20 protein-coding genes and 1 tRNA gene are annotated in these 25,910 nt (G+C 64.4%); 19 read left to right on the top strand and 2 right to left on the bottom strand.

All coding sequences use genetic code 11. The annotated features are described in order from the left end of the window. From G7Y50_RS10810 to G7Y50_RS10800, 3 genes are all read left to right on the top strand, one after another. Window positions 1-658 (top strand): TspO/MBR family protein (locus tag G7Y50_RS10810; protein WP_165057068.1); only part of this gene is annotated, 658 nt, incomplete at its 5' end. 305 nt (window positions 659-963) lie between these two features. Then, the gene (locus G7Y50_RS10805) at window positions 964-1,854 is read left to right on the top strand and encodes an ABC transporter ATP-binding protein (protein WP_206214840.1); all 891 of its coding nucleotides are present in this window, start codon (window positions 964-966) and stop codon (window positions 1,852-1,854) included. Then, complete coding sequence (locus tag G7Y50_RS10800; protein WP_165056769.1) at window positions 1,851-2,648, top strand: hypothetical protein; 798 nt, start codon at window positions 1,851-1,853, stop codon at window positions 2,646-2,648. Before G7Y50_RS10805 ends, G7Y50_RS10800 begins: the two co-directional genes overlap by 4 nt. A 13-nt stretch (window positions 2,649-2,661) precedes the next feature. Here the strand turns inward: G7Y50_RS10800 and G7Y50_RS10795 are convergent, their stop codons facing one another. Continuing rightward, entirely contained in the window at window positions 2,662-3,471 is an 810-nt protein-coding gene (locus G7Y50_RS10795; RefSeq protein ID WP_165056770.1) for a TetR/AcrR family transcriptional regulator, read from the bottom strand. A gap of 485 nt (window positions 3,472-3,956) precedes the next feature. Here G7Y50_RS10795 and G7Y50_RS10790 point away from each other — a divergent pair, with 485 nt between their 5' ends. From G7Y50_RS10790 to G7Y50_RS10720, 15 genes are all read left to right on the top strand, one after another. Continuing rightward, complete coding sequence (locus G7Y50_RS10790) at window positions 3,957-5,336, top strand: U32 family peptidase (protein WP_241156648.1); 1,380 nt, start codon at window positions 3,957-3,959, stop codon at window positions 5,334-5,336. Between the two features lie 100 nt (window positions 5,337-5,436). After that, window positions 5,437-6,306: a methylenetetrahydrofolate reductase gene (locus tag G7Y50_RS10785; protein WP_206214839.1), complete on the top strand. Its 870-nt coding sequence runs from the start codon at window positions 5,437-5,439 to the stop codon at window positions 6,304-6,306. Between the two features lie 2 nt (window positions 6,307-6,308). Further along, a complete protein-coding gene (locus G7Y50_RS10780) occupies window positions 6,309-7,172 on the top strand; it encodes a hypothetical protein (protein ID WP_165057066.1) in 864 nt (287 codons plus the stop codon). Continuing rightward, entirely contained in the window at window positions 7,162-9,780 is a 2,619-nt protein-coding gene (locus tag G7Y50_RS10775; protein WP_165057064.1) for a homocysteine S-methyltransferase family protein, read from the top strand. The genes G7Y50_RS10780 and G7Y50_RS10775 overlap by 11 nt, the downstream gene beginning before the upstream one ends. A 296-nt stretch (window positions 9,781-10,076) precedes the next feature. Next, window positions 10,077-10,376: a CDP-alcohol phosphatidyltransferase gene (locus G7Y50_RS10770; protein ID WP_165056133.1), complete on the top strand. Its 300-nt coding sequence runs from the start codon at window positions 10,077-10,079 to the stop codon at window positions 10,374-10,376. Between the two features lie 139 nt (window positions 10,377-10,515). Then, on the top strand, window positions 10,516-11,376 hold the full coding sequence (locus G7Y50_RS10765; protein WP_165056131.1) for an Mrp/NBP35 family ATP-binding protein: 861 nt from the start codon (window positions 10,516-10,518) through the stop codon (window positions 11,374-11,376). Window positions 11,377-11,589: 213 nt separating this feature from the next. Next, window positions 11,590-11,665, top strand: a tRNA-Ala gene (locus G7Y50_RS10760). 96 nt (window positions 11,666-11,761) lie between these two features. Beyond that, window positions 11,762-13,336 (top strand): type I restriction-modification system subunit M, encoded by a 1,575-nt coding sequence (locus tag G7Y50_RS10755; protein ID WP_165056129.1) that lies wholly within the window; start codon window positions 11,762-11,764, stop codon window positions 13,334-13,336. Further along, the gene (locus tag G7Y50_RS10750) at window positions 13,333-13,491 is read left to right on the top strand and encodes a hypothetical protein (RefSeq protein ID WP_165056127.1); all 159 of its coding nucleotides are present in this window, start codon (window positions 13,333-13,335) and stop codon (window positions 13,489-13,491) included. The genes G7Y50_RS10755 and G7Y50_RS10750 overlap by 4 nt, the downstream gene beginning before the upstream one ends. A gap of 211 nt (window positions 13,492-13,702) precedes the next feature. Beyond that, a complete protein-coding gene (locus G7Y50_RS10745; RefSeq protein WP_241156576.1) occupies window positions 13,703-14,542 on the top strand; it encodes a hypothetical protein in 840 nt (279 codons plus the stop codon). A gap of 3 nt (window positions 14,543-14,545) precedes the next feature. Further along, window positions 14,546-15,805, top strand: a complete 1,260-nt coding sequence (locus G7Y50_RS10740) for a restriction endonuclease subunit S (RefSeq protein WP_165056125.1) — start codon at window positions 14,546-14,548, stop codon at window positions 15,803-15,805. Between the two features lie 104 nt (window positions 15,806-15,909). Next, entirely contained in the window at window positions 15,910-17,550 is a 1,641-nt protein-coding gene (locus tag G7Y50_RS10735) for an SIR2 family protein (RefSeq protein ID WP_165056123.1), read from the top strand. 253 nt (window positions 17,551-17,803) lie between these two features. Further along, on the top strand, window positions 17,804-17,944 hold the full coding sequence (locus G7Y50_RS10730) for a hypothetical protein (RefSeq protein ID WP_165056121.1): 141 nt from the start codon (window positions 17,804-17,806) through the stop codon (window positions 17,942-17,944). A 10-nt stretch (window positions 17,945-17,954) separates the two neighbouring features. Continuing rightward, entirely contained in the window at window positions 17,955-21,056 is a 3,102-nt protein-coding gene (locus tag G7Y50_RS10725) for a type I restriction endonuclease subunit R (protein ID WP_206214838.1), read from the top strand. Window positions 21,057-21,187: 131 nt separating this feature from the next. Further along, window positions 21,188-22,483 carry an amidohydrolase gene (locus G7Y50_RS10720; RefSeq protein ID WP_165056119.1) on the top strand — a complete coding sequence of 432 codons (1,296 nt, stop codon included), beginning with the start codon at window positions 21,188-21,190 and terminating at the stop codon, window positions 22,481-22,483. Here G7Y50_RS10720 and G7Y50_RS10715 read toward each other — a convergent pair. Beyond that, window positions 22,467-23,324, bottom strand: coding sequence for a helix-turn-helix transcriptional regulator (locus tag G7Y50_RS10715; protein ID WP_165056117.1), 858 nt, complete (start codon window positions 23,322-23,324; stop codon window positions 22,467-22,469). The two genes, G7Y50_RS10720 and G7Y50_RS10715, sit on opposite strands and share 17 nt — an antisense overlap. Window positions 23,325-23,625: 301 nt before the next feature. Here G7Y50_RS10715 and G7Y50_RS10710 point away from each other — a divergent pair, with 301 nt between their 5' ends. Then, window positions 23,626-25,701, top strand: coding sequence for a translation factor GTPase family protein (locus G7Y50_RS10710; RefSeq protein WP_165056114.1), 2,076 nt, complete (start codon window positions 23,626-23,628; stop codon window positions 25,699-25,701). Window positions 25,702-25,910 lie beyond the last annotated feature (209 nt).

Here is a 25,910-nt window from a genome sequence, read left to right as displayed (position 1 = left end):
GGGCCGCGCGAGCCGCGGCGGGCGCGTCGGACGCGCCGGGCGTGCGGGCCGGGACGGGGCGGCCGGCGCGCGGGGAGTCCCGGGCGGCCGCAGCGCAACCGCCCTGTTCGTGGCCAGCTGCGCGCTCAACGTGGCGTGGCTCGCGCTCTTCCACTTCGGGCAGACGGCGATCGCCCTTGTCGTCATCGTGGCGCTGTGGGCTGACCTGGCGGCGCTCTACGCCGTGGTGCGCCGCGACGGCGCGGCGGGGCGCGCGGGCGCGCCTGCGGGTGCGGGCCTGCGCGAGCGCGCGATGGCGGCGCTCGGCTGGGCGCCGATCTCCCTCTACGCGGCATGGACCACCGTGGCGGTCATCGCCAACGCGTCGCACGTCGCCACGCGCCTGGCGGGCGGGGGCGTGCCGCTGGTCGGCGAGCTCTCCACGCTCGTTCTGGCGGCGGGCGTGCTGCTTCTGGGCTACTTCATGCGCACGCGCTACGCTGACGGCGTGATGCAGGCGGTGTTTTTGTGGGCAATCGTGGGTGTGGGCGTGCACGTGCTCGACGCGTCGCCGCTCGTGGCGGTCATGCTGTTCGCGCTGGCCGTGTTCGCCGCCGTGGTGACGTATGTGCCAGCCGGCGCCCTGCGCGCCCTGAGGGCGCAGGTCGCCGCGCGCTAGGCGCGCCGGAGCGCGAATGTGATGTGCCGCGCGCTAGGCGCGCTGGAGCGCGAACGCGCGACGCTGCCGCACGTTAGGTGGCGCTCGACCGCGAGCGCGCGACGCGATGCCTGCGGGCTCGAGCGCCGGCGCGTAAGCTCACGCGCGCCTGCGAAAGCGCTCCTTGCGAGCGCGCTTTTCTCCTTCGGGCGGGCGGCCACAGGGTCGCCCGCCCTTTTTTCGCAGAAGGGTCTTCCCCAAACGGGTCAACGGCGTAAGCTGAGGCTTGGAGAGACGTTCCCGAAGGCGGGGGAGGGGAGGGTGCCATGAGCGCACTACCTGCGGTGATAGAGGCGCGCGGCCTGACCAAGGACTACGGGCGGGGCCGCGGCGTGTTCGACGTGACGTTCGCAGTCGCGCGCGGCGAGGCGGTGGGGTTCCTCGGCGCGAACGGCGCGGGCAAGACGGTGACCATGCGCGCTCTCATGGGATTCATACGTCCCGGCGCCGGCAGCGTGAGCATCGAGGGGCGGCGCTGCTTCGCCGACCGGGCGCGCATTCAGGAGACGCTCGGCTACCTTCCCGGTGAGCTGGCGCTTCCCGAGGACATGACGGCGAAGCGCTACCTCGCGTTCGTGGCGCGGATGCGCGGCGCCGATGAGGCGCAACTGCGCCGCATGCGCGCGCTCGCCGACTTCTTCGAGCTCGACGTGCGCACGCGCATCGGGCGCATGTCGAAGGGGACCAAGCAGAAGGTGGGCATCGTGGCTGCCTTCGCGCACGCGCCGCGTGTGCTGCTGCTCGATGAGCCCACGAGCGGCCTCGACCTGCTCATGCAGCAGCGCTTCGTCGAGCTCGTGCGCGCCGAGAAGCGCCGCGGCGCCACCATCCTGCTCTCGTCGCACCTGCTCGGCGAGGTGGAGCGCACCTGCGACCGGGCGCTGTTCGTGCGCGGCGGCCGCCTCGTGTCCGAGGAGCCTGCCGCGAGCCTCACGCTCGAGGAGACGCTCGCGCACCTCTACGGCGCGGGCAACGTGGGGCGCTCATGGGACGCGCCCGGTGCCGCCTGCGCTTCCGGGGACGCCTCCGCCCCGGCGCCCGACGCACCCGACGCGCCCGGCGCCGCCTGCGCTTCCAGGCGCGCCTCTGCCTCCGCGTCCGATACGTTTGACGCGCCCGGCGACGTCCGCACGTCTGGGGAAGGGAGGGCCTCGTGAGCGCAACGCTGATAGGGCGCCTTTTGCGCGCCAACGCGCCTGCCACCGGCGCGTTCTTCGTCGTGATCGCCTTCTACGCGGTCATGGTGGCCTACCTGTTTGACCCGTCGCTCGCCGAGAGCCTCGACGCCATGATGGCCGCCATGCCCGAGCTCTTCGCCGCCTTCGGCATGGCCACGGCGGCCACCACGCTCACGGACTTTTTGCTGAACTACCTGCAGGGGCTCATACTCACGCTGCTTCCGCTCGTGCTCATCATCATGATGGTGAGCGTGACGGTGGTGCGGCCCGCCGAGCGCGGCTCTATGGCGGGCCTGCTCGCGCTGCCGACGAGCCGCGTGCGGCTTGCGGTGAGCTTTGCGGCGGCGATCGTGCTGCTGCTCGCAGCGCTGCTCGTGCTCACCACCGTCACGGAGGTGGCGTGCTCGGAGGCGCTGTTCCCCGGGGAGCTCGACGTCGCGGGCCTCGTGCGCGCCAACGCGGGCCTCTTCGGGCTGTGGCTCTTCATGGCGGGCGCGGTGTTCGCCTCGGCGTGCGCGTTCGCGCCTTCGGGCGCGGCGCTTGGCGTGGGCGGCGGGGCATGCTTGGCGTTCTACCTCATGCAGATGGCCGCGGGCGTGGGTGAGGGCCTCGCGCTTCTCGGCGACCTCACGCCGTTCGCGCTCTACGACGCGTACGGGCTGGTGGCGGGGGAGGCGGCTGCCGTGGTGGGCGCGCTCGCTCTCGCGGCGGCGGGCGCGGCGCTCTTCGCGGCGGGCGTCGCCGCCTTCGCGCGGCGCGACCTCAGCGTGTGACTCGGCGCCGAGGTCAGGCGCCCGGGCCGTCGGCGGGGTCGCCATCCGGGCCGTCGTCCGAGGTTCCGCCCAGGCTGTCAGCGGGGCTGTCGTGCGGAGCGCCGCTCGGATCAGCGTTCGAGACTCCGCTCAAGCCGTCGTTTGGGCCGTCGGCGGGGCTGCCGCTTCCGCCCCCGCCCAGGCCGTCGCCCAGGCGTTCGGCGAACTCCGGCCGGTAGGCCCACAGCTGCGTCATGTCGAGCCATACGTTGAACTCGCATATCAGGTCGTCGACGTCGATGGGCTGGCGCAGGGCGCGCTTCTCGTGCAGGTATCCGTCGCCCATCCAGATGAGCATGCGCATGACGCGGTTCGGCGTGATGCCGGCGCGGAACTTGTCGCGGCGCACGTGGGCGAAGTAGCGGTCGGTCAGCACGTCGACCTGCTCCCAGTTCCAGCGGTTCATCACGTCGCGGATGTCGCGGTGGCTGGGGTAGAACGCGCGGAGGGAGAACTCCATCATGTAGGGGAACCGCTTGATCGCGTCGCCCTTCTGGCTGACGGTGTAGCGCAGAAGCTCGAAGAAGTCGTCGATCTCCCAGAAGCGCTCGTCCACCACGATCTCGGTCGCCTTCTCCATCAGGTAGTCCATGAGGTACAGGTACAGCTCGCGCTTGTTGCGGAAGTAGAAGAACAGCAGCCCCTTCGAGATGCCCGCGCGTCGCGCGATGTCCTCGGTGCGGGCGTCCTTGTAGCTGAAGCGGCCAAACGCCTCCACGCCCGCGGCGACGATGGCCTCGCGCTGCGCCTCGGGCAGCGCGTCGATGTTGCCGTGCTTGGTCATGGGCCCCTCTCTGCACGTTTTTGCTTGCGAAGTGGCGAGAAACGCGCGATTTGATACCGCTTTGGGAGATCACTCGCGTCGCTAGCGCTTCTGATGGCCGATCCGCTGCCGAAAACCCCTGGTCATTGTTTGCCCTGGATAACATTTAAGCTGATTCAGGGCCTCGCCTGGTATCAGATCGCGTGTTTCTCGCCACTTTACCCATGGTAGCGTGTTGACTCGATTGCGGAAGGGGGCAGGACGCTTTGCTGCGTCGCGTTTGGGGGTCGGCTGCGTCGCAGCCGAGGGGCTTGCCGCGGCCGTTGCCCCTGGCTGCGGCGCCTGCGGTGCCAGGTCGTCGGCCGCTGGCCGCGGCCGAGGGCTTGTCTCGGCCGAGGGGCTCGCCGTGCCTGAGGGACTTGCCGCGGCCGAGGGGCTCGCCGTGCCTGAGGGGCCGGCTGCGGAAAAGCTGCTATCATAGGCGCACTATGGATGCGAGGAGGAACATGGAGCTTCTGGCGCCGGCGGGCGGCATGGAGCAGCTGCGAGCCGCGGTGCGCTTCGGGGCCGACGCGGTGTACCTGGCGGCCGACCGCTTCGGCATGCGCGCCCGCGCGGCCAACTTCGCGCTGGCCGACATCCCCGAGGCGGTGGCGTTCGCGCACGCGGCGGGGTGCAAGGTGCACGTCACCTGCAACGTGCTCATGGGTCCGGACGACATCGACGCGCTGCCAGCCTACCTGCGCGCGCTCGACGCGGCGGGCGTCGACGCGCTCATCATCGGCGACCTGGGCGCGTTCGCGCTCGCGCGCGAGCATGCGCCTCACGTGGACCTGCACGTGAGCACGCAGGCATCGGTGGCCAATGCCGCCGCGGCGACCGTGTGGCACTCCCTCGGCGCGAAGCGCGTGGTGTGCGCCCGCGAGATGAGCCTCGACGACATCGCGCGCCTGCGCCAAGACGCGCCGCCCGACCTGGAGATCGAGGCGTTCGCGCACGGCGCCATGTGCATGGCGGTCTCGGGGCGCTGCCTCATCAGCAGCTATCTCACGGGGCGCAGCGGCAACCGGGGCCACTGCACGCAGCCGTGCCGCTGGAGCTACACGCTCGAGGAAGAGAAGCGCCCGGGTGAGCACTTCCCCATCGAGGAGGACGGCCGCGGCACGTTCATCATGAACGCGAAGGACCTCAACATGATCGAGCACCTCGACGCGCTTGCGCGCGTGGGCGTGGACTCGATCAAGATCGAGGGGCGCAACAAGAAGGCGTTCTACGTGGCCACTGTGGTCGGGGCCTACCGCCGCGCGCTCGACGGCGCACCCGCTTGCGAGGTGGTGCCCGAGCTCTACGCGGTGTCGCACCGCCCGTACGGCACGGGGTTCTACTTCGGCGAAGCTGAGCAGGCGTGCGCCTACGACGGCTATGAGCAGGAGGCGATGCACGTGGCCGACGTGACGGGCTGCGAGGACGCGCGTGGGGCGGCTGCTGCGGGCGGAGTGGCTGCCGCGCGCGGGTCATCCGCCGCGTGCGGGACGACTTTCGCGGGCGATTGCGATTCCGCGGGCTCGCCCGCGCGCGAGGGCGCGGCAGCCCCCTTCCGCCTGCTCGCGCGCTGTCGCAACCGCTTCGCGGAGGGCGATGAGCTCGAGGTGCTGAGCCCGCATGCGCCCGTCCGCGCCGTGCGCGTGCGCAGCCTCACGTGGCTGCCCGACCCGACCGAGGACGACCCGGCCCCCGCGCCCGTCCCCGTGCCGGTGGCCAACCGCTCGTGCAACGCCTACCGCTTCGAGGCGGAGGGGCTTGAAGCGCCTGTGCCGCCGGGCAGCTTCCTGCGCGTGCGCGCCTTTCGCCGCTCGGCGCGCCACGGGCAGCCTGAGCGCGCGTGAGGCCATCGGTGAAACAGAACACGCGCTTTCGCAAATTCGAAGCATCCGCAATGCGATGCGACGGGCTGCGTTCGCGCGCAGTCACCGTATAATGTCCCGCATGAAAAACGTAAAGGACATATTCCAAAGCCGCGCCTGCCCCGTGTCGTTTGAGATCTTTCCGCCGAAGGGGGAGCTCACGCTCGAGGCTGCGCGCGAGGTGGCGGGCGGCATCGCGCGCGTCGCCCCCGACTTCATCTCGGTGACGTACTCGGCGGGCGGCAGCGGCAACGGCCAGGCCACCACGGCCATCGCGGCCATGATCCAAGACGAGCTCGGCATCCCGAGCGTCGCGCACCTCACCTGCGTGAGCGCCACCGACGCGTCGCTTGAGGCGGCCGTCGCCGACATGCGCGCCCGCGGCGTCACCACGGTGCTCGCCCTGCGCGGTGATCTGGTGGAGGGGCAGGAGCCCTCGCGCTTCCGCTACGCGGCCGACCTCATCCCGCTGCTCAAGGACGCAGGCTTCTGCGTGGGCGCCGCGGCCTACCCCGAGGGGCACATCACCTGCGAGGACGCCGCGCTCAACATCGAGCATCTGAAGGCGAAGCAGGACGCGGGCGCCGACTTCTTCGTCACGCAGCTCGCGTTCGACAACGAGTGCATCTACCGCTTCCTCGACGCGGCGGACGCAGCGGGCGTCACGGCGCCGATCACCTGCGGCATCATGCCCTTCATGAGCAAGTCGCAGATCTCGCGCATGGTGTTTCTGTGCGGCGCGTCGCTCCCCTCGTCGGTCATCAAGCTTCTGGCGAAGCACGAGGACGACCCCGCGGCGCTGCGCCGGGCGGGCGTGGAGTACGCGTGCGCTCAGCTCGTCGACTTGGCGGCGCACGGCGTGGCGGGCGTGCACGTGTACTCGATGAACCATCCCGACATCGCGGAGTCGACGGCGCAGGCGCTGCGCCAAGCGGGCTTCTGCGGGGCGTGAGCATGCGCCTTGAGGCCCGCGTCGACGTGGCGGAGGCGCTGAGCTACCTGGGGCATGCGGGCCAGGACCTCGGGCCTGAGCTTGCGGCGCGCCTTGAGCGCGCGGCGGCGCTGTGCGCGGGCATGGCGCCTTCGGGCATGGCGCGCGCCTTCCCCTTGGAGTCGTTTGAATGTGACGAACGGGGCGTGCCTTGCGGCGTGCGCCTGCGCGGCTGCGCACTCGAGCTCGCGGGCTACGACGTGGCGCGGCATCTGGCGGGCGCGTGCGAGGTGGTGCTCATGGCGGTGACGCTCGGCTTGGGCAGCGAGTCGATCCTGCGCCGCGAGGCCGCGCTCAATCCCACGGACGGGCTTCTGGTTGACGCCTGCGCCTCGGCGCTTGTGGAGGACGCGGCCAACGAGCTCTCGCGCCTGGTGGAGGAGCGTGCCCGCGCACGGGGGCTGCGCGCCGGCGCGCGCTTCAGCCCCGGCTACGGGGACCTGCCGCTCGGCATCCAGCGCGCTTTCCTCGACGCGCTCGGCGCGGGGCGCGCGCTCGGCATCTCCGTGACGCGCGGGGATCTGCTCGTGCCCGCGAAGAGCATCACGGCGGTGGCGGGGCTCTACCACGTTGACGCGGCGCGCGGGCTGCGTGCCGAAGGCGCTCCGCACGTCCCCGCCGCGTCCGCGGAGAACGCTGGTCGCGCCGCTTCTGCCACTTCGCTCGCCGATGTGCCTCCTGAGGGCGGGCCCGCCGCCCCTCGCGTCCCCGTGTCTCCTGAGGGCGGGCCCGCCGTCCCCGCTCCCTCGGCGCGCAGCTGCGCGACCTGCCGCCTCGCGCCCGTCTGCACGCTCCACGCCCAAGGAAGGACCTGCCATGGCCGCTGACCTCAACCAGCTTCGCATCAAGGACGCCCACCTCAGGGCGGTGCTCGAGGGCCGCGCCTTCCTCGTGGAGGACGGCGCCATGGGCACCATGCTGCAGGCCGCGCGCCTCACCGACTCGGGCGAGCTTCCCGACCTGCTCAATATCACGCACGCCGACGCCATCACGGGCATCCAGCGCGCCTACGTGGAGGCGGGCGCTGAGCTCGTCACCACCAACACGTTCGGCGCCAACGCGCTCAAGCTCGAGGGCCGCGCCACGGTGGCCGAGGTGTTCGCCGCCGCGGCCGAAAACGCGCGGGCAGCCGGCGCGCGCTACGTGGCGGGCGACATCGGGCCTTCGGGCGCACTCTTAGAGCCGCTCGGCACGCTGTCGTTCGACGCGGCGTACGATCTGTTCGCCGAGCAGGTGCGTGCGGCGGACGCGGCGGGCTGCGACCTCATCGTGATCGAGACGATGACCGACCTGCGCGAGGCGAAGGCGGCGGTGCTCGCGGCGACGGAAGGTTGCGACCTGCCCGTGCTCGTCACCATGACCTTCGGCGAGGACGGGCGTACGTTCCTCGGGACCACGCCGGCGGTCGCGGCGGCGACGCTCACCTCGCTCGGCGTGGCGGCCATGGGCGTGAACTGCTCGCTGGGCCCCGCCGAGCTCGCCGGTGCGGTGCGCGAGATCGCGCGGTTCGCCCGCTGCCCGGTGATCGCCAAGCCCAACGCGGGCCTGCCCCACCTGATCGACGGCGAGACGGTCTACGACGTGGACCCCGCCGACTTCGCGCGCGCCATGGAGCCGCTCGTCGAGGCGGGCGCCTCCATCGTGGGCGGCTGCTGCGGCACCTCGCCGGCGTTCATCGCCGAGCTGGCGAAGCTGGTGGCGGGCCGTGATCCCGCGCCGCGCCGCGCCGAGGAGGCGCTCGTGGTCACGAGCGCCCAGGAGGCGGTGGTTCTCCCCGCGGGCGTGCCGCGGGTGGCCGTCATCGGCGAGCGCATCAACCCCACGGGCAAGAAGAAGCTCAAGGAGGCCCTGCGCGCGGGCGACTACGACTACGTGGTGGGCGAGGCGGTCTCCCAGCAGCATGCGGGCGCGGACATTCTCGACGTGAACGCGGGCCTGCCCGACATCGACGAGCCTGCGGTCCTGCGCGCGGTCACGGAGACGCTGCAGGCTACTGTCACCACGCCTCTGCAGATCGACTCGTCCGACCCGGTTGCGGTGGAGGCGGCGGTGCGCGGGTACGCGGGCAAGCCGCTCATCAACTCCGTCAACGGCAAGCGCGCGAGCCTCGAGGCGGTGCTGCCCGTCGCCAAGCGCTACGGGTGCGCGCTCGTGGGGCTCACGCTCGACGACGAGGGCATCCCGCCCACGGCCGAGGAGCGCCTGCGCGTGGCCGAGCGCATCGTGCGCGCGGCCGAGGCGGCGGGCATCCCGCGCTGCGACATCGCCATCGACTGCCTGGTCATGGCGGCGGCCACCAACCAGGCCGAGATCGCGCAGGTGCTGCGCGCGGTGACGCTTGTGAAGGAGCGCCTCGGCGTGCGCACGGTGCTCGGCGTGTCGAACGTGAGCTTCGGGATGCCCCAGCGCAACCTGCTGAACGCCACGTTTCTGGCGGCGGCGTTCGGCGCGGGGCTCGACATGCCCATCATGAACCCGCTCTCGGCGCGCTACCGCGACACGGTGGCGGCGTTTCGCGTGCTCAACGGCCAGGACGCGGGCGCGGCGCGCTTCGTGGGGGACTACGCCCAGGCAGCGGACCCCTACGCGGGCGGCGGACCTTCGGCAGGTGCGGCCGGCCCCGGGGGCACGGCAGGCGGCGTCGCGGGCGCGACGGCTGCGGCCGGCGCGGGCGGCCCCGGGTGCGCAGCCGGCGCGGACGCCTGCCCCATCGCGGTCACGCCGGCGTTCGCCGACGCGGCCGACCAGGTGGCGCACATCGCGCAGCTCGTGCTCGCGGGCCGCTCCCAGCCCATGGCGCAGGCCACGCGCGACCTGCTCGAGACGCACGAGCCGCTCGACGTCATCAACGACGTGTTCGTGCCCGTGCTCGACGTGGTGGGGGAGCGCTACGACGCGGGCGCGTTCTTCCTTCCGCAGCTCATGGCTGCCGCCGAGGCCGTGAAGGCGGGCTTCGACGTGGTGCGCGACCGCGTGCAGGGCGCGAGGTCGCCCGCGGGGTCGGGGCCGGGAGGCGCCCCAGGCACAGAAGGCGCCTTGGGCGCCTCCGAGCCGGCGTCCGAGTGCGCGATCATCGTGGCCACCGTCGAGGGCGACATCCACGACATCGGCAAGAACATCGTCAAGATGCTGCTCGAGAACTACGGGTTTCCTGTCATCGACCTGGGGCGCGACGTGCCGCCCGAGCGCGTCCTGGCCGCCGCCCGCGAAAGCGGCGCGCGCCTCGTGGGACTCTCGGCGCTCATGACCACCACGGTGCGCGCCATGGAGCGCACCATCGAGCTTCTGCACGCCGAGCTTCCCGACGTCGCCGTCATGGTGGGCGGTGCCGTCCTCACGCAGGACTACGCCGACCAGATCAAGGCCGACTTCTACGCCAAGGACGCCGCCGAGTCAGCCCGGATCGCCACGCGGTACTTCGCCGCCCGCGCGTAGCCCGCCTTGCGGCTCGCGCGCCTGCGCCGCGGCCCGGTTCGCAGCTCCCGCCGCGGCCCGGTTCGCAGCTCCCGCCGCGGCCCGGTTCGCAGCTCCCGCCGCGGCCCGTACCGCAGCTCTCTCCATAGCCCGCAGCGCGGCTCCCACTGCGACCCGCGCTGCAGGCGGGCTGCCCGTTTCCGCCCCTCGCGCCCCCGCAGCGCGCGCGTCGCCAACTTTGTCAAACTTCACCGCGGCCCCTCATGCGGTTTTGGTATCATAGAGACAACGTAATCCTCGGAAGGAAAGGGGTCGTTATGGGAGTGAAAGCAGCAGAGGTGCTCGAAGTATCCTACGATGACTTGCAGGTCTACCTCCATGCCAACCATGCGGTGTACATGGAAGTCGACGGAGCCACCTACTATCTGACGGACGTGAACGATCGCTATTGGCGCGTCCAAGACACCACGCAGCTCAACGAGAAGGGCCATTACATGGACTGTAGCGAGCTGGTGCCCACCATCTCCGAGTTCCTCGAGCTTCCGTTCGCAGACGGCCAGTCCATCAAGGACCTGTTCGACAAGGCCACCTTCTACGCCTCGGTCAAGCCCGAGTAGCACGAGGACAACAAAAGAATACGCACGGCGGGGCGGCTTGCAGGCCGCCCCGCTTCGTTGTGCTATCATCCGGGTTGTAAAAGACGAGAGGCCGCTCGTGGAAGCGCAGGTGCGGCCGCAACCCGAGAGAGGGAAAACCATGGCAGAAGAAGAGTGCACGCACGAGTGCTCAAGCTGCGGCGTCGCAGGCTGCGGCGACCGCACGGCTGACGCAGGCCCGAGCACCCTGGAGACGAACAAGCGCTCGACCATCAAGCACGTCATCGGCGTGGTGTCCGGCAAGGGTGGCGTGGGCAAGTCGCTCGTGACCTGCCTTCTGGCGAGCGAGCTCAACAAGCGCGGCAAGAAGGTCGCCATCCTCGACGCCGACGTCACCGGCCCGTCCATCCCGAAGTCCTTCGGCATCAAGGACCACCTCACGGCCGACGCCGACGGCATCAACCCCGCGGTGTCCGCCAGCGGCATCCCGGTCATGTCGGTGAACCTCATGCTTCCCCAGGACGACCTGCCGGTCGCATGGCGCGGTCCGGTGGTCACCGGTGTGCTGCGCCAGTTCTGGTCCGAGACGAACTGGGGCGACGTCGACTACATGCTCATCGACATGCCTCCGGGAACCTCCGACGTGTTTCTCACCGTGTTCCAGACGCTGCCGGTTGACGGCATCGTCACGGTGTCGGCGCCGCAGGAGCTCGTGGCCATGATCGTGGGCAAGGCCGTGAACCTGGCGCGCTCCCTCGAGGTGCCGGTCCTCGGCCTGGTGGAGAACATGGCGTACTTCAAGTGCGACGAGTGCGGCAAGAAGCACTACATCTTCGGCGAGCCCCAGGGCGCGACCGTGGCTGAGAAGTACGAGATTCCCGCGGTGGCCACGCTGCCGATGGATCCGGGCATCTCGCACATGGTCGACGAGGGCAAGGTCGAGGAGTGCGCGGTCGAAGGCGCGCTTGACGCCATCATCGAGCAGATTGCGAAGGCCGCAGCCGAGAGGGATGCCAAGTAGCAACCGCGGCGACCGCTCCAGGCGGCGCGGCGGCCAGGAGGTCGGCTGCGCCAAGCGGCCAGCTGCGTCAGACGGTCGGCTGTGCCAAGCGGCTGGCTGGTGCGGGCTTGTAGCGAGGGCCGGCGAGGAAGGGCGCATCGGCGCGGAGAAAAATTCTCAAAGTTTTTCTTTGACGCCGCGCAAGGTTGTGCTAATATATTTCTCGCACTTTTCGGGGCATTAGCTCAGCTGGGAGAGCGCATGGCTGGCAGCCATGAGGTCAGGGGTTCGATCCCCCTATGCTCCACCAATTTCTCAGGTGCGAACTCGAAAGGGTTCGCACCTTTTTCTTTTTGTGCGAGTAAGATGCCCTTGAGGGAGAACCCACGCAAAGGAGCATCGCCCCATGGCAGAGCCCACAAAAGAGCAGCAGCGTGCAGAGCTGCACAAAACTATCTGGTCCATAGCCGACGATCTGCGTGGCAGCGTGGATGGCTGGGACTTCAAGCAGTACGTTCTGGGCATGTTGTTCTACCGCTTCATCTCCGAGAACCTATGCGACTACCTGGCAAGCGAAGAGGCGAAATCGGGCAACGTCGGGTTCGACTACGCAAGTCTTTCCGATGAAGAGGCCGAATACGGGCGCGATGAGACGGTCAAGGAGCGGGGCTTCTACATTCTCCCCTCCGAGCTGTTTCAGAACGTGCGTGTCTTCGCGCGGCATGACGAGAACCTCAACGAGACGCTTGAGCGCGTGTTCAAGAACATCGAGGGTTCGGCAGTGGGCTCGGAGTCCGAGGGCGACCTCAAGGGTCTCTTCGATGACATGGACGTGAACAGCGCGAAGCTGGGCAACACGGTGGCCGAGCGCAACAAGAAGCTGACGACGCTGCTCGAGAAGATCGGGTCGCTCGACTTCGGCAGCGACTTCAAGGAGAATCGCATCGATGCGTTTGGCGACGCGTACGAGTACCTCATGACCATGTACGCGTCCAACGCCGGCAAGTCGGGCGGCGAGTTCTTCACGCCACAGGAGGTCAGCGAGCTTCTGGCGCGCATCACGCTCGTCGGGCGCACGGAGGTTGGCAAGGTGTACGATCCGTGCTGCGGCTCGGGCTCGCTGCTGCTGAGGTTCGCGAAGATCCTCGGGGCGGACAAGGTACGCAAGGGCTTCTTCGGCCAGGAGATCAACCTGACCACCTACAACCTTGCGCGTATCAACATGTTCCTGCACGACATCAACTTCGACAAGTTCGACATCGCGCTCGGCGACACGTTGAAGGACCCGCGGCATTGGGATGACGAGCCGTTCGACTGCATCGTCTCGAACCCGCCCTACTCCATCAAATGGGAGGGGAAGAAGAACCCGCTCAACATCAACGACCCGCGCTTCAGCCCGGCGGGCGTGCTTGCGCCTGACAGCAAGGCCGATCTCGCCTTTACCATGCACATGCTCAGCTGGCTGAGCACTGACGGCACGGCGGCCATCGTCGAGTTCCCCGGCGTGCTGTACCGCGGCGGCGCCGAGGCGAAGATTCGCAAGTACCTCGTGCAGAACAACTTTGTCGACGCGGTCATCCAGCTTCCGCCCGACCTGTTCTTCGGCACCACCATCGCCACGTGCATTATCGTGTTGAAAAAATCGAAGGGCGCAAGCGACGTTCTGTTCGTAGACGCGAGCGCCGAGTTCGAGCGCCGGGATTCCAAGAACAAGCTGATGCCCGACAACATCCAGCGCATCATGGACGTGATCGAGCAGCGATCCGAGGAGGATTACTTCAGCAAGCGCGTTCCCAACGACGACGTGATCGCCAACGACGCCAACCTGTCGGTTTCGTCTTACGTTGAGAAGGAGGATACGCGCGAGGAAGTGGACATAAAGGCGCTCAACGCCGAGATAGCCCGCATCGTGGCGCGCGAGCAAGAGCTGCGCGAGCGCATAGACGCCATCGTGGCCGACTTGGAAGGTGAGGCGTCATGAGTGAGAAGAAGCCCTGGGCCTTCGAGCTGGAGGGTGTGTTCAGAAGGGTAAGTCTGCCCAAAGTGCAAACAAAATCGCCCAAAGTGCAAATTTTGCACTTTGGATTGCACTTTGGAGGAGCTTGTCGTGCTGAGGGTGTTGCCATGGGGCTTTGACATTTGAGCAATGCGACAGCTGCTTATAGAATCTGGATAGTTCAGATGTGCGAAAAGGGGCGGAGATGAGCCAAAAAAGCAGGAAAGTCGATGCAGCACGTTCTTCCGTTGAGAATCCTTTGGCAAAGGGTGAAATCAAGCAAAGAGGAGATGGCAAAAGAGGCAACCTCAGAATACCGAGCGCTCAACGAAGTGGCAGAGGGTGGGGAAATTGGATGAGATTAGTGCATTTGTGAACAGCTTGGGACTCAGTTCGATTACTTCAGAGGCGATCCAAGTTTTCTGCGCGGTTACCTCTCTGGTTGTTGCGGTCGTTATAGGCGTTCTTCAGGTTTGGCAGAATGTAAAGATGGGTAGATTCGAACGAAGGCAGGATGAGCGCGATGAGCAGAGACATGCTGCTGAAGTCAAGGCCCAAGCCATTTCATTTGTATCGAAGTACTACAGTGATCGAGGTCTGATTCCTCTCTGCGCTATTGCGGCTATGTACGATAGCCTTTTCTACTACACTCGTGAGATGTATAGAGAGTTTTGCTGCTGTACGGAAGAGGTCCAAAATCGTATTTTGGAGTATTGCGAGCTCGATCTAAGGATTTCTCTGCGCGAGGATTTCTACCATGAATGTCTCGAGGCAATCGAGAGTGCCTTGAAAGAGCGTTTTCCAAACGATGATGATTTGCTCTACGAAAACGGGAAATATCTCTTCAGAAGTCTAAGGATCTATGGCTCTGAAGCCATGCCTTACACCGAATTCGAATACGACAATCACTTAACGGATATCTTAGCTAGTGCCTTCAGATTTGCAGACACCACAGCTACGCCTTTAGCTGATCTGAAAGTTGAATACGGCTTCGAAATATGTCCTGAAATAGAAGCGTGTCAACTTGTAACCACTATTGCTAGATACTCGGCAATTTACGCTGTCATCGAGAAGAATGATGCGAGCTACGGTAGTCCTGGGGGGTATGATGATGAAAAGATCTCCACCATGGAGGATCTTTTCCTTTTGGCGATGTTCGATATTTACACCAACTTGGTGCTAAAGGATTAGCTCATGGGCAGGATTGAAGAGTTGATAGGGCGCTTATGCCCCAACGGAGTGAAGTATATTCAATTTGAGGAATGTTGCTCTTATACAAGAGGTGTAACTTATCGAAAAGAGCAGGAGACGAGTGGTCGTGATTCATGGATTGTTTTGCGTGCGAACAACATTACGCTTGAGTCAAACACCCTGAATCTTAATGAGATCAAACGAATCTCAAAGAGTGTTCGCGTGAGGGATGATCAAATACTCCGAGCGGGTGACATTTTGATTTGCGCTGGCAGCGGGAGTAGGGAGCATATTGGAAAAGTCGCATTTATAGAAGAGGATGCAAGATACACTTTCGGTGGGTTTATGGCTGTCATCAGGTCTGATTCCAAGAAGATAGATCCTCGGTTCGTGTTTCATCTGCTTACCGGTCGATCATTCAAGGAACATCTTGAGCTTAGATTAACCAGCACGACAATAAATAATCTAAATTCAAGGATAATGTCTTCGTTTCTCATTCCTGTTCCCCCTATGGAAGTGCAGGAAGAGATCGTTCGGGTGTTAGACTCCTTCGCTGAGCTTGAGGCTGAGCTTGAGGCTGAGCTTGAGGCTGAGCTTGAGGCGCGGAGGCGCCAATATGCCTACTACCGTGACAAACTCCTTGATTTTAGCGAACGGGGGGGGGTACCTCTCTTGACGCTAGGTGAGATCGGCGTCCTGACGCGAGGGAAGAGATTCACCGCTGCGGACTATGTTGTGGACGGAATCCCTTGTATTCACTATGGGCAAATCTACACAGATTATGGTTTGTCGGCCCATGAGACCGTTTCTTATGTAGACGAGTCGTTGAAGGGCTTTTTGAGATTTGCTGAGCCAGGGGATCTGATTTTTGCCTGCACAGGTGAGAATATTGACGATCTGTGCAAGGCTGTTGTGTGGCTTGGCGAGGATCCAGTTGCTTACCATGATGATAGCTACGCGCTTCATCATGAGCAAAATCCAAGGTATATCGCTCATGCTGTGAGGACAAGCAAATTTGCTGCACAGAAGATCCCTCTGATTTCGGGAACAAAAGTGTCGCGAATATCTGGGAAAAGACTCGCCTCTATTAGCATTCCCGTCCCTTCCCTCGAAGAGCAAGCTCGCATCGTGGCCATTCTTGACAAGTTCGACACCCTGGTGAACGACATCTCAGAGGGACTTCCGGCCGAGATCAAGGCGCGGCGCAAGCAGTATGCCTATTATCGCGACAAGCTGCTATCCTTCAAGGAGAAGGTCGCGTAGGGGCGAAGATCTGGCGTACCGCTTGGCATGAGTTTGCGGGCCATTGTTAGGTGATGGCAATGTGGGTGCGGTGATGCATTGCCAGGTAGCGAAAGGGCAGGCGTATGGACGAGAGGATCAAAGATGTAATTCACCAGGCTGTCGATGATGCTGGGCGCTATCCGTTCCTCTTCATAGGCTCTGGTCTTTCTCGTCGCTATTGCGGTACCCCAGGCTGGGAAGGCTTGCTGTCAGAAGTTTGCGCGGAGGTGTTGGATGATCCCTACGCCTATGCGCGCTTCAAGAGCCAGGCGAGGATCGCTGTTCGGAACGCTGAATCCGACTCGGAGTTACCATTGGTCGCTACTCTGATGGAGGGTGAGGTGAATCGCGCTCTCTTCTCGGCTGGCAAGTTTGGCGGCTTTCGCGAGCGTCATGCTCGTGAGCTAACCGGAGATGCCTCCCCGATGAAGATCTACGTGGCTGACAAGATAGCCAGCTTCACTGTGGCCGATAGTTCCGAAACGGAGAAGCTTGCCCGAGCGGGAAAAGAAAAGGTTGCCGGTATCATCACGACGAATTACGACTGCATGTGCGAAGTGCTCTTTCCTGAATTTACGACTTACGTTGGCGAGAGTGACCTTCTTTTCTCCGACCAAGCGTTTTCGCAGGAGATTTACAAGATCCATGGTTCTGTCTCAAGAGCGGACAGCATTGTGCTGACAAGCGCCGATTACGCTCAGTTTGCTCAGAAGAGAAAATATCTATCGGCGAAACTCCTAACTCTCTTCGTTGAATACCCAGTGGTATTCCTTGGGTACTCCATTCAGGATGAAAACATTAAGTCGATATTGGGTGATATATGTGAGTGCTTGCCTGACGAAAAGCTTGAGCGGCTGAGCAAGCGGCTGATCTTCGTTCAGCATGCGAAGGAGACCGCTGTTGGCGAGCTTGCCATGAGCTTCGGTGGCAGAACGCTTTCGATGACCAAGATTGCCACTGATGATTTTGAATCAATTTACGAGGCGATGCGCTGTTCGAGGAAAATGTACAGCACGCGATTCATCCGCGAACTTCGAGGCAGTGTATTTAGGCTTGCAGAGCGCATCGACCCAACTTCGGACGTTGTGGTTTCCGGCATCGACAATGTGCTGAACGACTTGAGCCCTGATCAGAAAATCGTGATAGGTCTTTCGGTTTCGCCCGCCAACATAGGGCGGCCAATTTCGCCGGAGGACATCTTCGAAGATGTCGTGCTTGACAACCTACACTATGACCCGAAGTTTGTCGTCGAGAACTATCTGAATATGTACGTGCGACAGCGGCCCAACAGCATGCCTGTCTTCAAGTATACGCGTGGGCTTGACGGGGAGGTTGGCAAGGACATAGCGGCTTACCTGCCAACTCTCGCGTCTGTCGATAGCTATCGAAGTAAAACGATTCGGAAGTCGATGTCCTCTACGCGCCGGCGATTCGAAGGACTTCTCAGCATCAAGGGTCTTGAGGAGGCATGTGCACCGAGCAGCCCATTCGCATTCATTCCCTGCCTCGAAGAACGCGAGATCGATGTGGACGATTTGGAGAGGTTGTTGAAGCAGGCGTTGGTGGATGTTGAATCCGATCAAGGCAAGAAGAAGGCGCTGCTCAAGAATTCGAATTTCCGCAAGTGCATTCGTATCTATGACTATTTACGCTACGGAAGACAGGAAGTCCCCCAGCCTTTACCAATAGTCCGGATGACGGCATCCGAACCTAGCTCCAGCTGAGGGGCATACTCCCAAGTTTCGCGCGGTTGTCCGCGCGAGAGAATTCTACCAAAGAAATGTGGAGATTAATCGTGTGCTGGCTACGTTTCTCGCCGATTGGCTCAGTTTGACGACATCGGCTGGCCAAGGAAAAGCAGCCGCTGATTGGCGACGCTGCGGAAGGTTGTCATTTGCAGTATGCCTATTATTGCGACAAGCTGCTATCCTTCAAGGAGAAGGTCGCGTAGGGGCAACGGAGAGGCAAGGAGCCGGGATGACGCTTGAGAACAAGTTGGGCATTACCGACCAGGTGGAGTTCGCGCGCATGAAGGGCATCGACGCAAGCTACCATTGCGAGGGTTACGCCGTATGCAAGGTGAGGGACTTGCAGGCGGACGCGGATGACGAACGATAGGGGAGGACGCGTGCTCAACCAGGAAAGCGCAGGGGAGAAAAAGCGCTACGAATACGAGCTCACCGGCCTCGGCAGCGGCGCCTCGTATGCATCTGACGACCTTCCCGGCAACGTCGTCTTCGACATCATGGCCTTTGGAGGCCGATCCACGGTGTGCGCGGTCTCTCCCCAGGAAGGCAGCCGCTCGACGGCGTATCAGTCCGAAGCCCAGCTTGAAGCGGCCTTCATCAAGCAGCTGCAGCGCCAGGCGTATGAGTACATCGAGGTTGGCAGCGAAGGGGAGCTCGTCGGCAACCTTCGCCGCCAGCTTGAATCGCTCAACGGCATCGCGTTTACCGACGGCGAGTGGAAGCGGTTCTTCCAAAGCAGCATCGCGGCCGATAACGAAGGCATCGTCGAGAAGACGAACCGCATCCAGAAAGACCATGTCCAAGTGCTGGTGCGCGACGACGGTACGAGCAAGAACATCAAGCTCATCGACAAGGCCAACATCCACAACAACCGTCTTCAGGTGATGAACCAGTACACGCAGGAAGGCTCGTACGAGAACCGCTATGACGTGACCATCCTCGTCAACGGCCTGCCGATGGTGCACGTGGAGCTCAAGCGCCGCGGCGTGGCCATCAAGGAAGCGTTCAACCAGATAGAGCGCTACCAGCGCGACAGCTTCTGGAGCGGCTGCGGCCTGTTCGAGTACGTGCAGGTCTTCGTCGTATCGAACGGCACGCACACCAAGTACTACTCCAACACGACGCGCATGGGGCATATCGAAGAGACGCGCTCAAGCTCGAAGGGCGCCAGGAAGAAGACGAGCCACAGCTTCGAGTTCACCAGCTGGTGGGCGGCGGCCGACAACATGCCCATCTGCGATCTGGTGCCGTTCACCTTGACCTTCTTCGCGAAGCATACGCTCTTGAACATCCTGACGAGGTACTGCGTGCTCACGGAAGAGGGTTTGCTCCTTGTTATGCGCCCCTACCAGATCGTGGCGACGGAGCGCATCCTGAACCGCGTCCTCGTTGCGGAAAGCAACAAGAAGATGCTGGGGACGGCCGCGGCGGGCGGCTATGTGTGGCACACCACGGGCTCAGGCAAGACGCTCACGAGCTTCAAGACGGCGCAGCTGGCGAGCGCCATGGAGGGCGTCGACAAGGTTCTGTTCGTGGTCGACCGCAAGGACCTCGACTACCAGACCATGCGCGAGTACGACCGCTTTGAAAAGGGCGCCGTCGACGGCAGCGAGTCGACGGCGGTGCTGGCGCGGCAGCTGGCCGACCCCGAGAACCGCATCTTGGTGACCACCATCCAGAAGCTCGCGTGCTTCATTAAGAAGAACCCCAAGCACGAGGTGTATGACAAGCACGTGGTGATCGTCTTCGACGAGTGCCATCGCAGCCAGTTCGGTGAGATGCACCAAGCCATCACGAAACACTTCAGGAAGTACCACCTGTTCGGGTTCACAGGTACGCCCATCTTTGCCGAGAACGCCGGGTCGGGCAAGAACGTGCACCTTCGCACGACTGAGCAGGCCTTCGGCGAGAAGCTGCACACGTACACCATAGTGGACGCCATTCGCGACGGCAACGTGCTGCCCTTCCGCATCGACTACATCAAGACCATCAGGGAGCGCGACGACTTCCCCGACGAGAAGGTCTACAGCATCTACCGCAAAGGGGCCTATGAGGCGGCGGATCGCGTCGACCTCGTGGTGAACTACATCCTCGACCACTACGAGCAGAAGACGAAGCGACAGTACTCGTACAAGCTCAAGGGGCAGCGTGTCATGGGGTTCAACTCGCTGTTCTGCGTTGCTTCGGTTGACATGGCGAAGGTGTACTATGCGGCGTTCAGGCGCATCCAGGCGCAACGAGCCGCCACGCCGCTCAAGGTGGCGACCATCTTCAGCTTCCAGCCAAACGAGGCTGATGACGGATGCGGTCTGCCTGATGAGTCCTTTGACGTAGCCAGCCTCGACGCATCCTCGCGCGATTTCCTGGAGGCGGCCATCGCCGACTACAACGCCTTGTACTCCACGAGCTTCGATACTTCGTCCGAGGGCTTTCAGGGCTACTACAAAGACCTCTCTGACAAGATGAAGCGCCGTCAGATAGACCTGGTCATCGTGGTTAACATGTTCCTCACGGGATTTGACGCCACCACGCTCAACACGCTGTGGGTTGACAAGGACCTGCGCGCCCACGGGCTCATCCAGGCGTTCAGCCGCACGAACCGCATCTTGAATTCGGTGAAGGACTTCGGCAACGTCGTCTGCTTCCGCAACTTGGAGGATGAGGTCAATAGCGCCATCAGCTTGTTCGGGGACAAGGACGCCCACGGTGTGGTGCTGCTCAAGCCCTACGCAGAGTACCTGGGCGAGTACCGGGATCGGCTGGCTGATCTTTACGGAAGCTTTCCTCTGGGCGACGTCATCGCAGGGGAGGAGGCGGAGAAGAGCTTCATTCGCCTGTTCGGCGTGATCCTGCGCTTGCGTAACGTCCTCGCCTGCTTTGACGAGTTCGTCGGCGATGACCCCATGAGCGCGCGTGACGAGCAGGACTATCGCAGCGTGTATGCCGATCTCTTCGACAAATACCGCAAGCCGGACGTTGACGCGAAGATCATCAACGACGACTTGGTGTTCGAGATTGAGCTGCTCAAGACCGTGGACGTCAACATCGACTATATCCTGATGCTGGTTCAGAAGTACCACGACACGAATTGCCAGGACAAGGTGATCGTCGCCGACATCGAGCGCGCGATCGGCTCCACGTACGACCTGCGCAACAAGCGCGATCTGATCCACGCGTTCGTCGACTCGCTGAACGCGAGCAACGACGTGACTGAGGACTGGAGGCGCTACGTGGCGGAGGCCGAGGAGCGCGAGCTTTCCTCCATCATCGAGGAGGAGAGCCTCGATGCCGACGCGACGCGCGCTCTGGTTTCGCGGGCCTTTGCCGAAGGGGGCATCCCTGAGGTTGGCACCGAGGTCTCGGCGCTCTTGACGCGCAAGCCGTCGCGCTTTGCGCCGCAGAACGCCTATGCGGAGATAAAGCAGCGCGTCCTTGACCGACTGAAGGCGTTCTTTGAGCGCTTCAACGGCTTGGGGGTGTAGAGTTCTCGCACCGCCCTCTTCCCTTTCTGCTTGGTTCAGCTACAATTCATCTTTAGCAAGTATTAGATTTGATCCCATAGCGAGTCGTGCCACGAGGCTTCGGGGCGGCTTAAAGGAAGGGAGCGGCGCGCATGCTTTTCAAGAACATCGGCATTCTCGACGAGAACCTCGACTACCAGAGCGGCCAGTGGGTCGGCGTGAAGGACGGCCGCATCGCGTACATCGGCGCCGCGGCACCGGCCGACGCCGACGCGTACGGCGAGGCATACGACGGCGCGGGCAAGCTCATGATGCCAGCGCTCGCGAACGCGCACGCGCACGCGCCCATGACGCTTCTGCGCGGCTATGCCGAGAACCTGCCGCTGCAGCGCTGGCTCAACGAGAAGTGCTGGCCCTTCGAGGGCAAGATGACGCCCGAGGACATGTACTGGGGCACGGTGCTGTCCTGCGCCGAGATGGCGCGCTACGGCACGGTGAGCTTCTCGGACATGTACTACGCCACCCCCGAGCGCGTCCAGGCCGTCACCGAGGCGGGCATGAAGGCGAACCTCTGCGAGAGCGAGCTGTTCTTCGAGCCCAAGCCGTTCTCCGCGTACGCCATCTGCGCGAAGATGGAGGACTTCGTGGCGCGCTACCACGGCGCAGCCGACGGGCGCATCCGCATGGACTACAACATCCACGCCGAGTACACCTCCAACCCGCAGACCTGCGCCGACATCGCGGCCATCGCGAAGGAGAAGGGGCTGCCCATCCACTTGCACCTCTCCGAGACCAAGTCCGAGCACGAGGAGTGCAAGCAGCGCCATGACGGCATGACCCCGCTTGCGTACTTCGAGTCCATCGGCGTGCTCGACGTGCCGGTGACCGCGGCGCACTGCGTGTGGGTCGACGACGCCGACATCGAGATCATGGTCAAGCGCGGCGTGTCGGCGGTGAGCAACCCGGCGTCGAACATGAAGCTCGGCAGCGGGTACGCGCCGCTGGCCCAGATGCTCGACGCGGGCGTGAACGTGTGCCTCGGCACCGACGGCATGGCCTCGAACAACAACCACGACATGTTCGCCGACATGTATCTCATGGGCCTCATCTACAAGGGCCACGCGCTCGACCCGGCCATCATCACGCCCAAGCAGGTCATCACCGCCGCCACGCGCGCGGGCATGCTCTCGCAGGGCCGCGAGGACAGCGGGCTTCTCAAGGAGGGCTTCAAGGCCGACCTCTGCGTGCTCGACGTGACGGGCCCGCAGTGGTGCCCCATGACCGACGTGCTCTGCAACGTGGTGTTCGCGGGCTCGGGCTCCGACGTGGTGCTCACCATGTGCGACGGCGAGGTGATCTACCGCGACGGCGCGTTTGCGACCATCGACGTGGAGAAGGCGAAGGCCGAGGTCTCCGCGCGCGCGAAGCGCATCATCGCCGAGCTGTAGCGTCGCTGCGCCGCGCGGCGGGCGGCTGCGGGTGCGCGGCTGGCGCTGGCGGCCGCGCGACGGGGCTGCCCGCATCGGCGCGCTTCCCCATGGCGGGGCTCTCCGAGCCGGGGAGCCCCGCCATGTTGTTCTCTATGAGCGCGATGAACTCGCGCTTCGACTTCACGTGCGCCTTGGCGAAGATGTTGCGCGCGTGGAACTTCACGGTGCTCTCCGTCAGGTACAGGCTCCGCCCGATGGCGGCGTACGTCTCGTCGCGCAGGATGTGCTCGGCCACGACGAGCTCCTGGGGCGTGAGCGCGTAGCGGCCGAGCTCGAGGTCGAGCAGGTGGCGGACGCTCTGCGCGATGCGGCGCGTGTCGAACGCGACGGGCGCCGCATCGCCGGCGGCCGTGGGAGCCGCTGGCTCCGCTGCCGGCTCCGAGCTGCGCCTTGCATCCGCGGGCGCCTTCGGGTCGCGCGCCGCATCCGCATCCGCCTCCCAGGCACGCGCCTCGTCCGCGTCCGACCCCCGGGCGCCCTCTTCGTCTTCCTCTTCTCGTTCTTCTGCCGCCGCGCGGCGCAGGGCGAGCCTCATCCCCACCAGAAGGGCGATCGTCGTCGCCATGCTCAGCGCGCCTACGAATGCGAGCGCGTCGAGCAAGGCGGGGACGGGGGAGGCGGGAGGCGGCTGGCTGCTGAAGGCGCCCGCGACGAAGCCCGCGAAGGCGATGCCGAGCATGCCGAGGAAGAGGCGCGGCGCGGCGAGGCGGCTGCGCTCGGGCGGCGCGGCGAGGCGGCTGCGCTCGATAGGCCTGGCGAGACGGCTGCGCTCGGTCGGCCTGGCGAGGCGAATGCTCATGGCGGACCTCCAGACATCGCGGGCGAAAGCGAAGCGGAACATTACATTATAGCGCGCTCGCCGCATTTTGGGCCGCCTCCCGCCAAGGGGAGCTGCTCGGGGCGTTCATGCTGCTCGCGAGGGCAAACAACCTCAGCTCCCTGCTCACCATTGCCCGCAAGTTGCGCTAAACTTAATGCCGTCGGATGGCGCACACAGGCCATTCGTCGCACTGCCTCAAGTTTGTCTGTGTTAAGGTTCGAGCGGCTCGCGCCTGACGTAGGGAAACGCGAACCGCAAAACACGAAAGTTGGTGGTCACCATGGCAGCTCCTGCTACCGAACATGTGCGTAACGTTGTGCTTGTAGGCCAGGACGGCGCAGGCAAGACCTCGCTCGCCGAGGCCATGCTCTACGTCTCCGGCAAGACCCCGCGTATGGGGACAACGCACGACGGGAAGTCCTACCTCGACTACGACCCTGAGGAGATCAAGCGCAAGTTCACCATCTCCACCTCCATCGCCCCGGTTCCCTACAAGGACTACAAGATCAACGTGCTCGACACCTCAGGGCATCCCGACTTCATCGGCGACACGCTGGCAACCATGCAGGCAGCCGAGATGGCCCTGTTCATGGTCGACGCCGTTGCCGGCCCGCAGGTCATGACCACCAAGCTGTGGCGCGAAGCCGAGAACATGCGCCTGTCGCGCGCCGTGTACATCAACCACATCGACCGCGAGAACGCCAACTTCGACTCCGCCATGGCGCTTCTGCACGCGCGTTTCGGCGCGCGCCTGGGCGCGGTCACCATCCCCATGGGCGTTGACAAGGACTTCAAGGGCGTGATCGACGTCATCCGCATGAAGGCCCGCTACCATGATGCCTCGAGCACCGAGGAGCGCGTCGACGAGATCCCCGCCGAGTACGCCGAGATCGCCCAGGCCGCGCGCGAGAAGCTGTGCGATCTGGTGGCCGAGGCCGACGACGACCTCATGATGAAGTACCTCGACGGCGAGGAGCGCCTCACGCAGGAGGAGCTCGAGTCGCTGCTCGACAAGGCCATCGCGCAGGACCTGATCGTTCCCGTGTTCGTGGGCTCCACCATCATCATGCAGGGCGTCCAGGGCCTCATGGAGGACATCTGCACGTACTTCCCGCACCCGCGCTCCCACGGCCGCTTCCGCCAGATGGCCGACGGCGCCACCATCCCCATCGACGAGACGAAGCGCCCCTCGGCCTTCGTGTTCAAGACCATCTCCGACCCGTTCGTGGGCCGCTTGAGCTTCCTGAAGGTGCTCTCGGGCTACCTGGAGCCGGGCGTCGAGCTCATCAACTCCCGCACGGGCAAGAAGGAGCGCCTGGGCAAGATCCAGGTCATGATGGGCAAGGAGCCCATGGACGTGAAGAGCGCCAAGGCCGGCGACATCGTCGTGGTGCCGAAGCTCACCGAGACGCGCTCGGGCGACACGCTGTCGGTCGCCGGCGACATCGCCATCGAGCCTCTGGCCCTGCCCACGCCGCAGTACCCGGTCGCCATCGAGGCCGTGAACAAGAAGGAGGAGGACAAGCTCGGCACCTTCCTCGCCCGCGCCGCCGAGGCCGACCCCACCATCCGCCTGCGCCGCGACGAGGAGACGCACCAGACCGTCCTCACCGCCATGGGCGACACGCAGGTCGACATGCTGCTCGCGCGCCTGAAGGACCAGAACGGCGTCGAGGTGCGCCTCGTCCCCGTGCGCGTGCCCTATCGCGAGACGATCCGCAAGACCGCCGAAGCCCAGGGCCGCCACAAGAAGCAGACGGGCGGCGCCGGCCAGTTCGGCGACTGCTGGCTGCGCCTCGAGCCCAACCCGGGCGCGGGCTACGAGTTCGTGGACGAGATCAAGGGCGGCGCCATCCCCAACGGCCTGATCCCGGCCGTTGACAAGGGCGTGCAGGACGCCATGAAGGAAGGCTTTTTGGCGGGCTACCCCATGGTCGACCTCAAGTGCGTCGTGTTCGACGGCTCGTACCACTCCGTCGACTCCAACGAGATGGCGTTCAAGACGGCCGCGCGCATCGGCTTCCGCGCTGCGTGCGAGAAGGCCAGCCCCGTGATCCTCGAGCCCATGGCCACCATGGACATCACGGTGGGCGAGGAGTACGCCGGCACCATCATGGGCGACATCTCCACGCGCCGCGGCCGCATCATCGGCACCGACGCCGGCGAGGCGGGCGAGACGGTCATCAAGGTCCGCGTGCCCTACGCCGAGGTTATCAACTACACCAAGGAGCTGCGCTCGCTCACGCGCGGCTCGGGCTCCTACGTGATCTCCGTCGAGGGCTACGAGGACGCGCCGCATGACGTGACCAAGAAGCTCATCGAGGCCTACGAGGCGGCGCGCGCGGCAGGCAACTAGCGGCAACGAGTGGCAGCGAGCGTGCCTGCGGGCGGCCGCCCGCGCTTGGCGCTCGCTCACGCGCGGCCGGGCGTCGCCATTTGGCAGAGAAGTGACTGACGAGGGCTGGAACAGGCAAGTTCCAGCCCTCGTACCGTTATTTCCACCTCGTCAACCACCTGAATCGAACCCTGAGGTTGAGGTCGGAGAGGCTCATCTCCTATAAGCTT

This window comes from Adlercreutzia sp. ZJ176 (genome assembly GCF_011038975.1).
GTDB lineage: Bacteria > Actinomycetota > Coriobacteriia > Coriobacteriales > Eggerthellaceae > CAAEEV01.
Note: the sequence above shows the minus strand (reverse complement) of the source record. Positions and strands in the feature narration are given on the sequence as shown.

Coding starts and splice junctions, on each gene's coding strand:
- G7Y50_RS10805 (WP_206214840.1), top strand. CDS start 964: ATGAGCGCACTACCTGCGGTGATAGAGGCGCGCGGCCTGACCAAGGAC.
- G7Y50_RS10795 (WP_165056770.1), bottom strand. CDS start 3,471: ATGACCAAGCACGGCAACATCGACGCGCTGCCCGAGGCGCAGCGCGAG.
- G7Y50_RS10790 (WP_241156648.1), top strand. CDS start 3,957: ATGGAGCTTCTGGCGCCGGCGGGCGGCATGGAGCAGCTGCGAGCCGCG.
- G7Y50_RS10785 (WP_206214839.1), top strand. CDS start 5,437: ATGAAAAACGTAAAGGACATATTCCAAAGCCGCGCCTGCCCCGTGTCG.
- G7Y50_RS10780 (WP_165057066.1), top strand. CDS start 6,309: ATGCGCCTTGAGGCCCGCGTCGACGTGGCGGAGGCGCTGAGCTACCTG.
- G7Y50_RS10775 (WP_165057064.1), top strand. CDS start 7,162: ATGGCCGCTGACCTCAACCAGCTTCGCATCAAGGACGCCCACCTCAGG.
- G7Y50_RS10770 (WP_165056133.1), top strand. CDS start 10,077: ATGGGAGTGAAAGCAGCAGAGGTGCTCGAAGTATCCTACGATGACTTG.
- G7Y50_RS10765 (WP_165056131.1), top strand. CDS start 10,516: ATGGCAGAAGAAGAGTGCACGCACGAGTGCTCAAGCTGCGGCGTCGCA.
- G7Y50_RS10755 (WP_165056129.1), top strand. CDS start 11,762: ATGGCAGAGCCCACAAAAGAGCAGCAGCGTGCAGAGCTGCACAAAACT.
- G7Y50_RS10750 (WP_165056127.1), top strand. CDS start 13,333: ATGAGTGAGAAGAAGCCCTGGGCCTTCGAGCTGGAGGGTGTGTTCAGA.
- G7Y50_RS10740 (WP_165056125.1), top strand. CDS start 14,546: ATGGGCAGGATTGAAGAGTTGATAGGGCGCTTATGCCCCAACGGAGTG.
- G7Y50_RS10735 (WP_165056123.1), top strand. CDS start 15,910: ATGGACGAGAGGATCAAAGATGTAATTCACCAGGCTGTCGATGATGCT.
- G7Y50_RS10730 (WP_165056121.1), top strand. CDS start 17,804: ATGACGCTTGAGAACAAGTTGGGCATTACCGACCAGGTGGAGTTCGCG.
- G7Y50_RS10720 (WP_165056119.1), top strand. CDS start 21,188: ATGCTTTTCAAGAACATCGGCATTCTCGACGAGAACCTCGACTACCAG.
- G7Y50_RS10715 (WP_165056117.1), bottom strand. CDS start 23,324: ATGAGCATTCGCCTCGCCAGGCCGACCGAGCGCAGCCGTCTCGCCAGG.
- G7Y50_RS10710 (WP_165056114.1), top strand. CDS start 23,626: ATGGCAGCTCCTGCTACCGAACATGTGCGTAACGTTGTGCTTGTAGGC.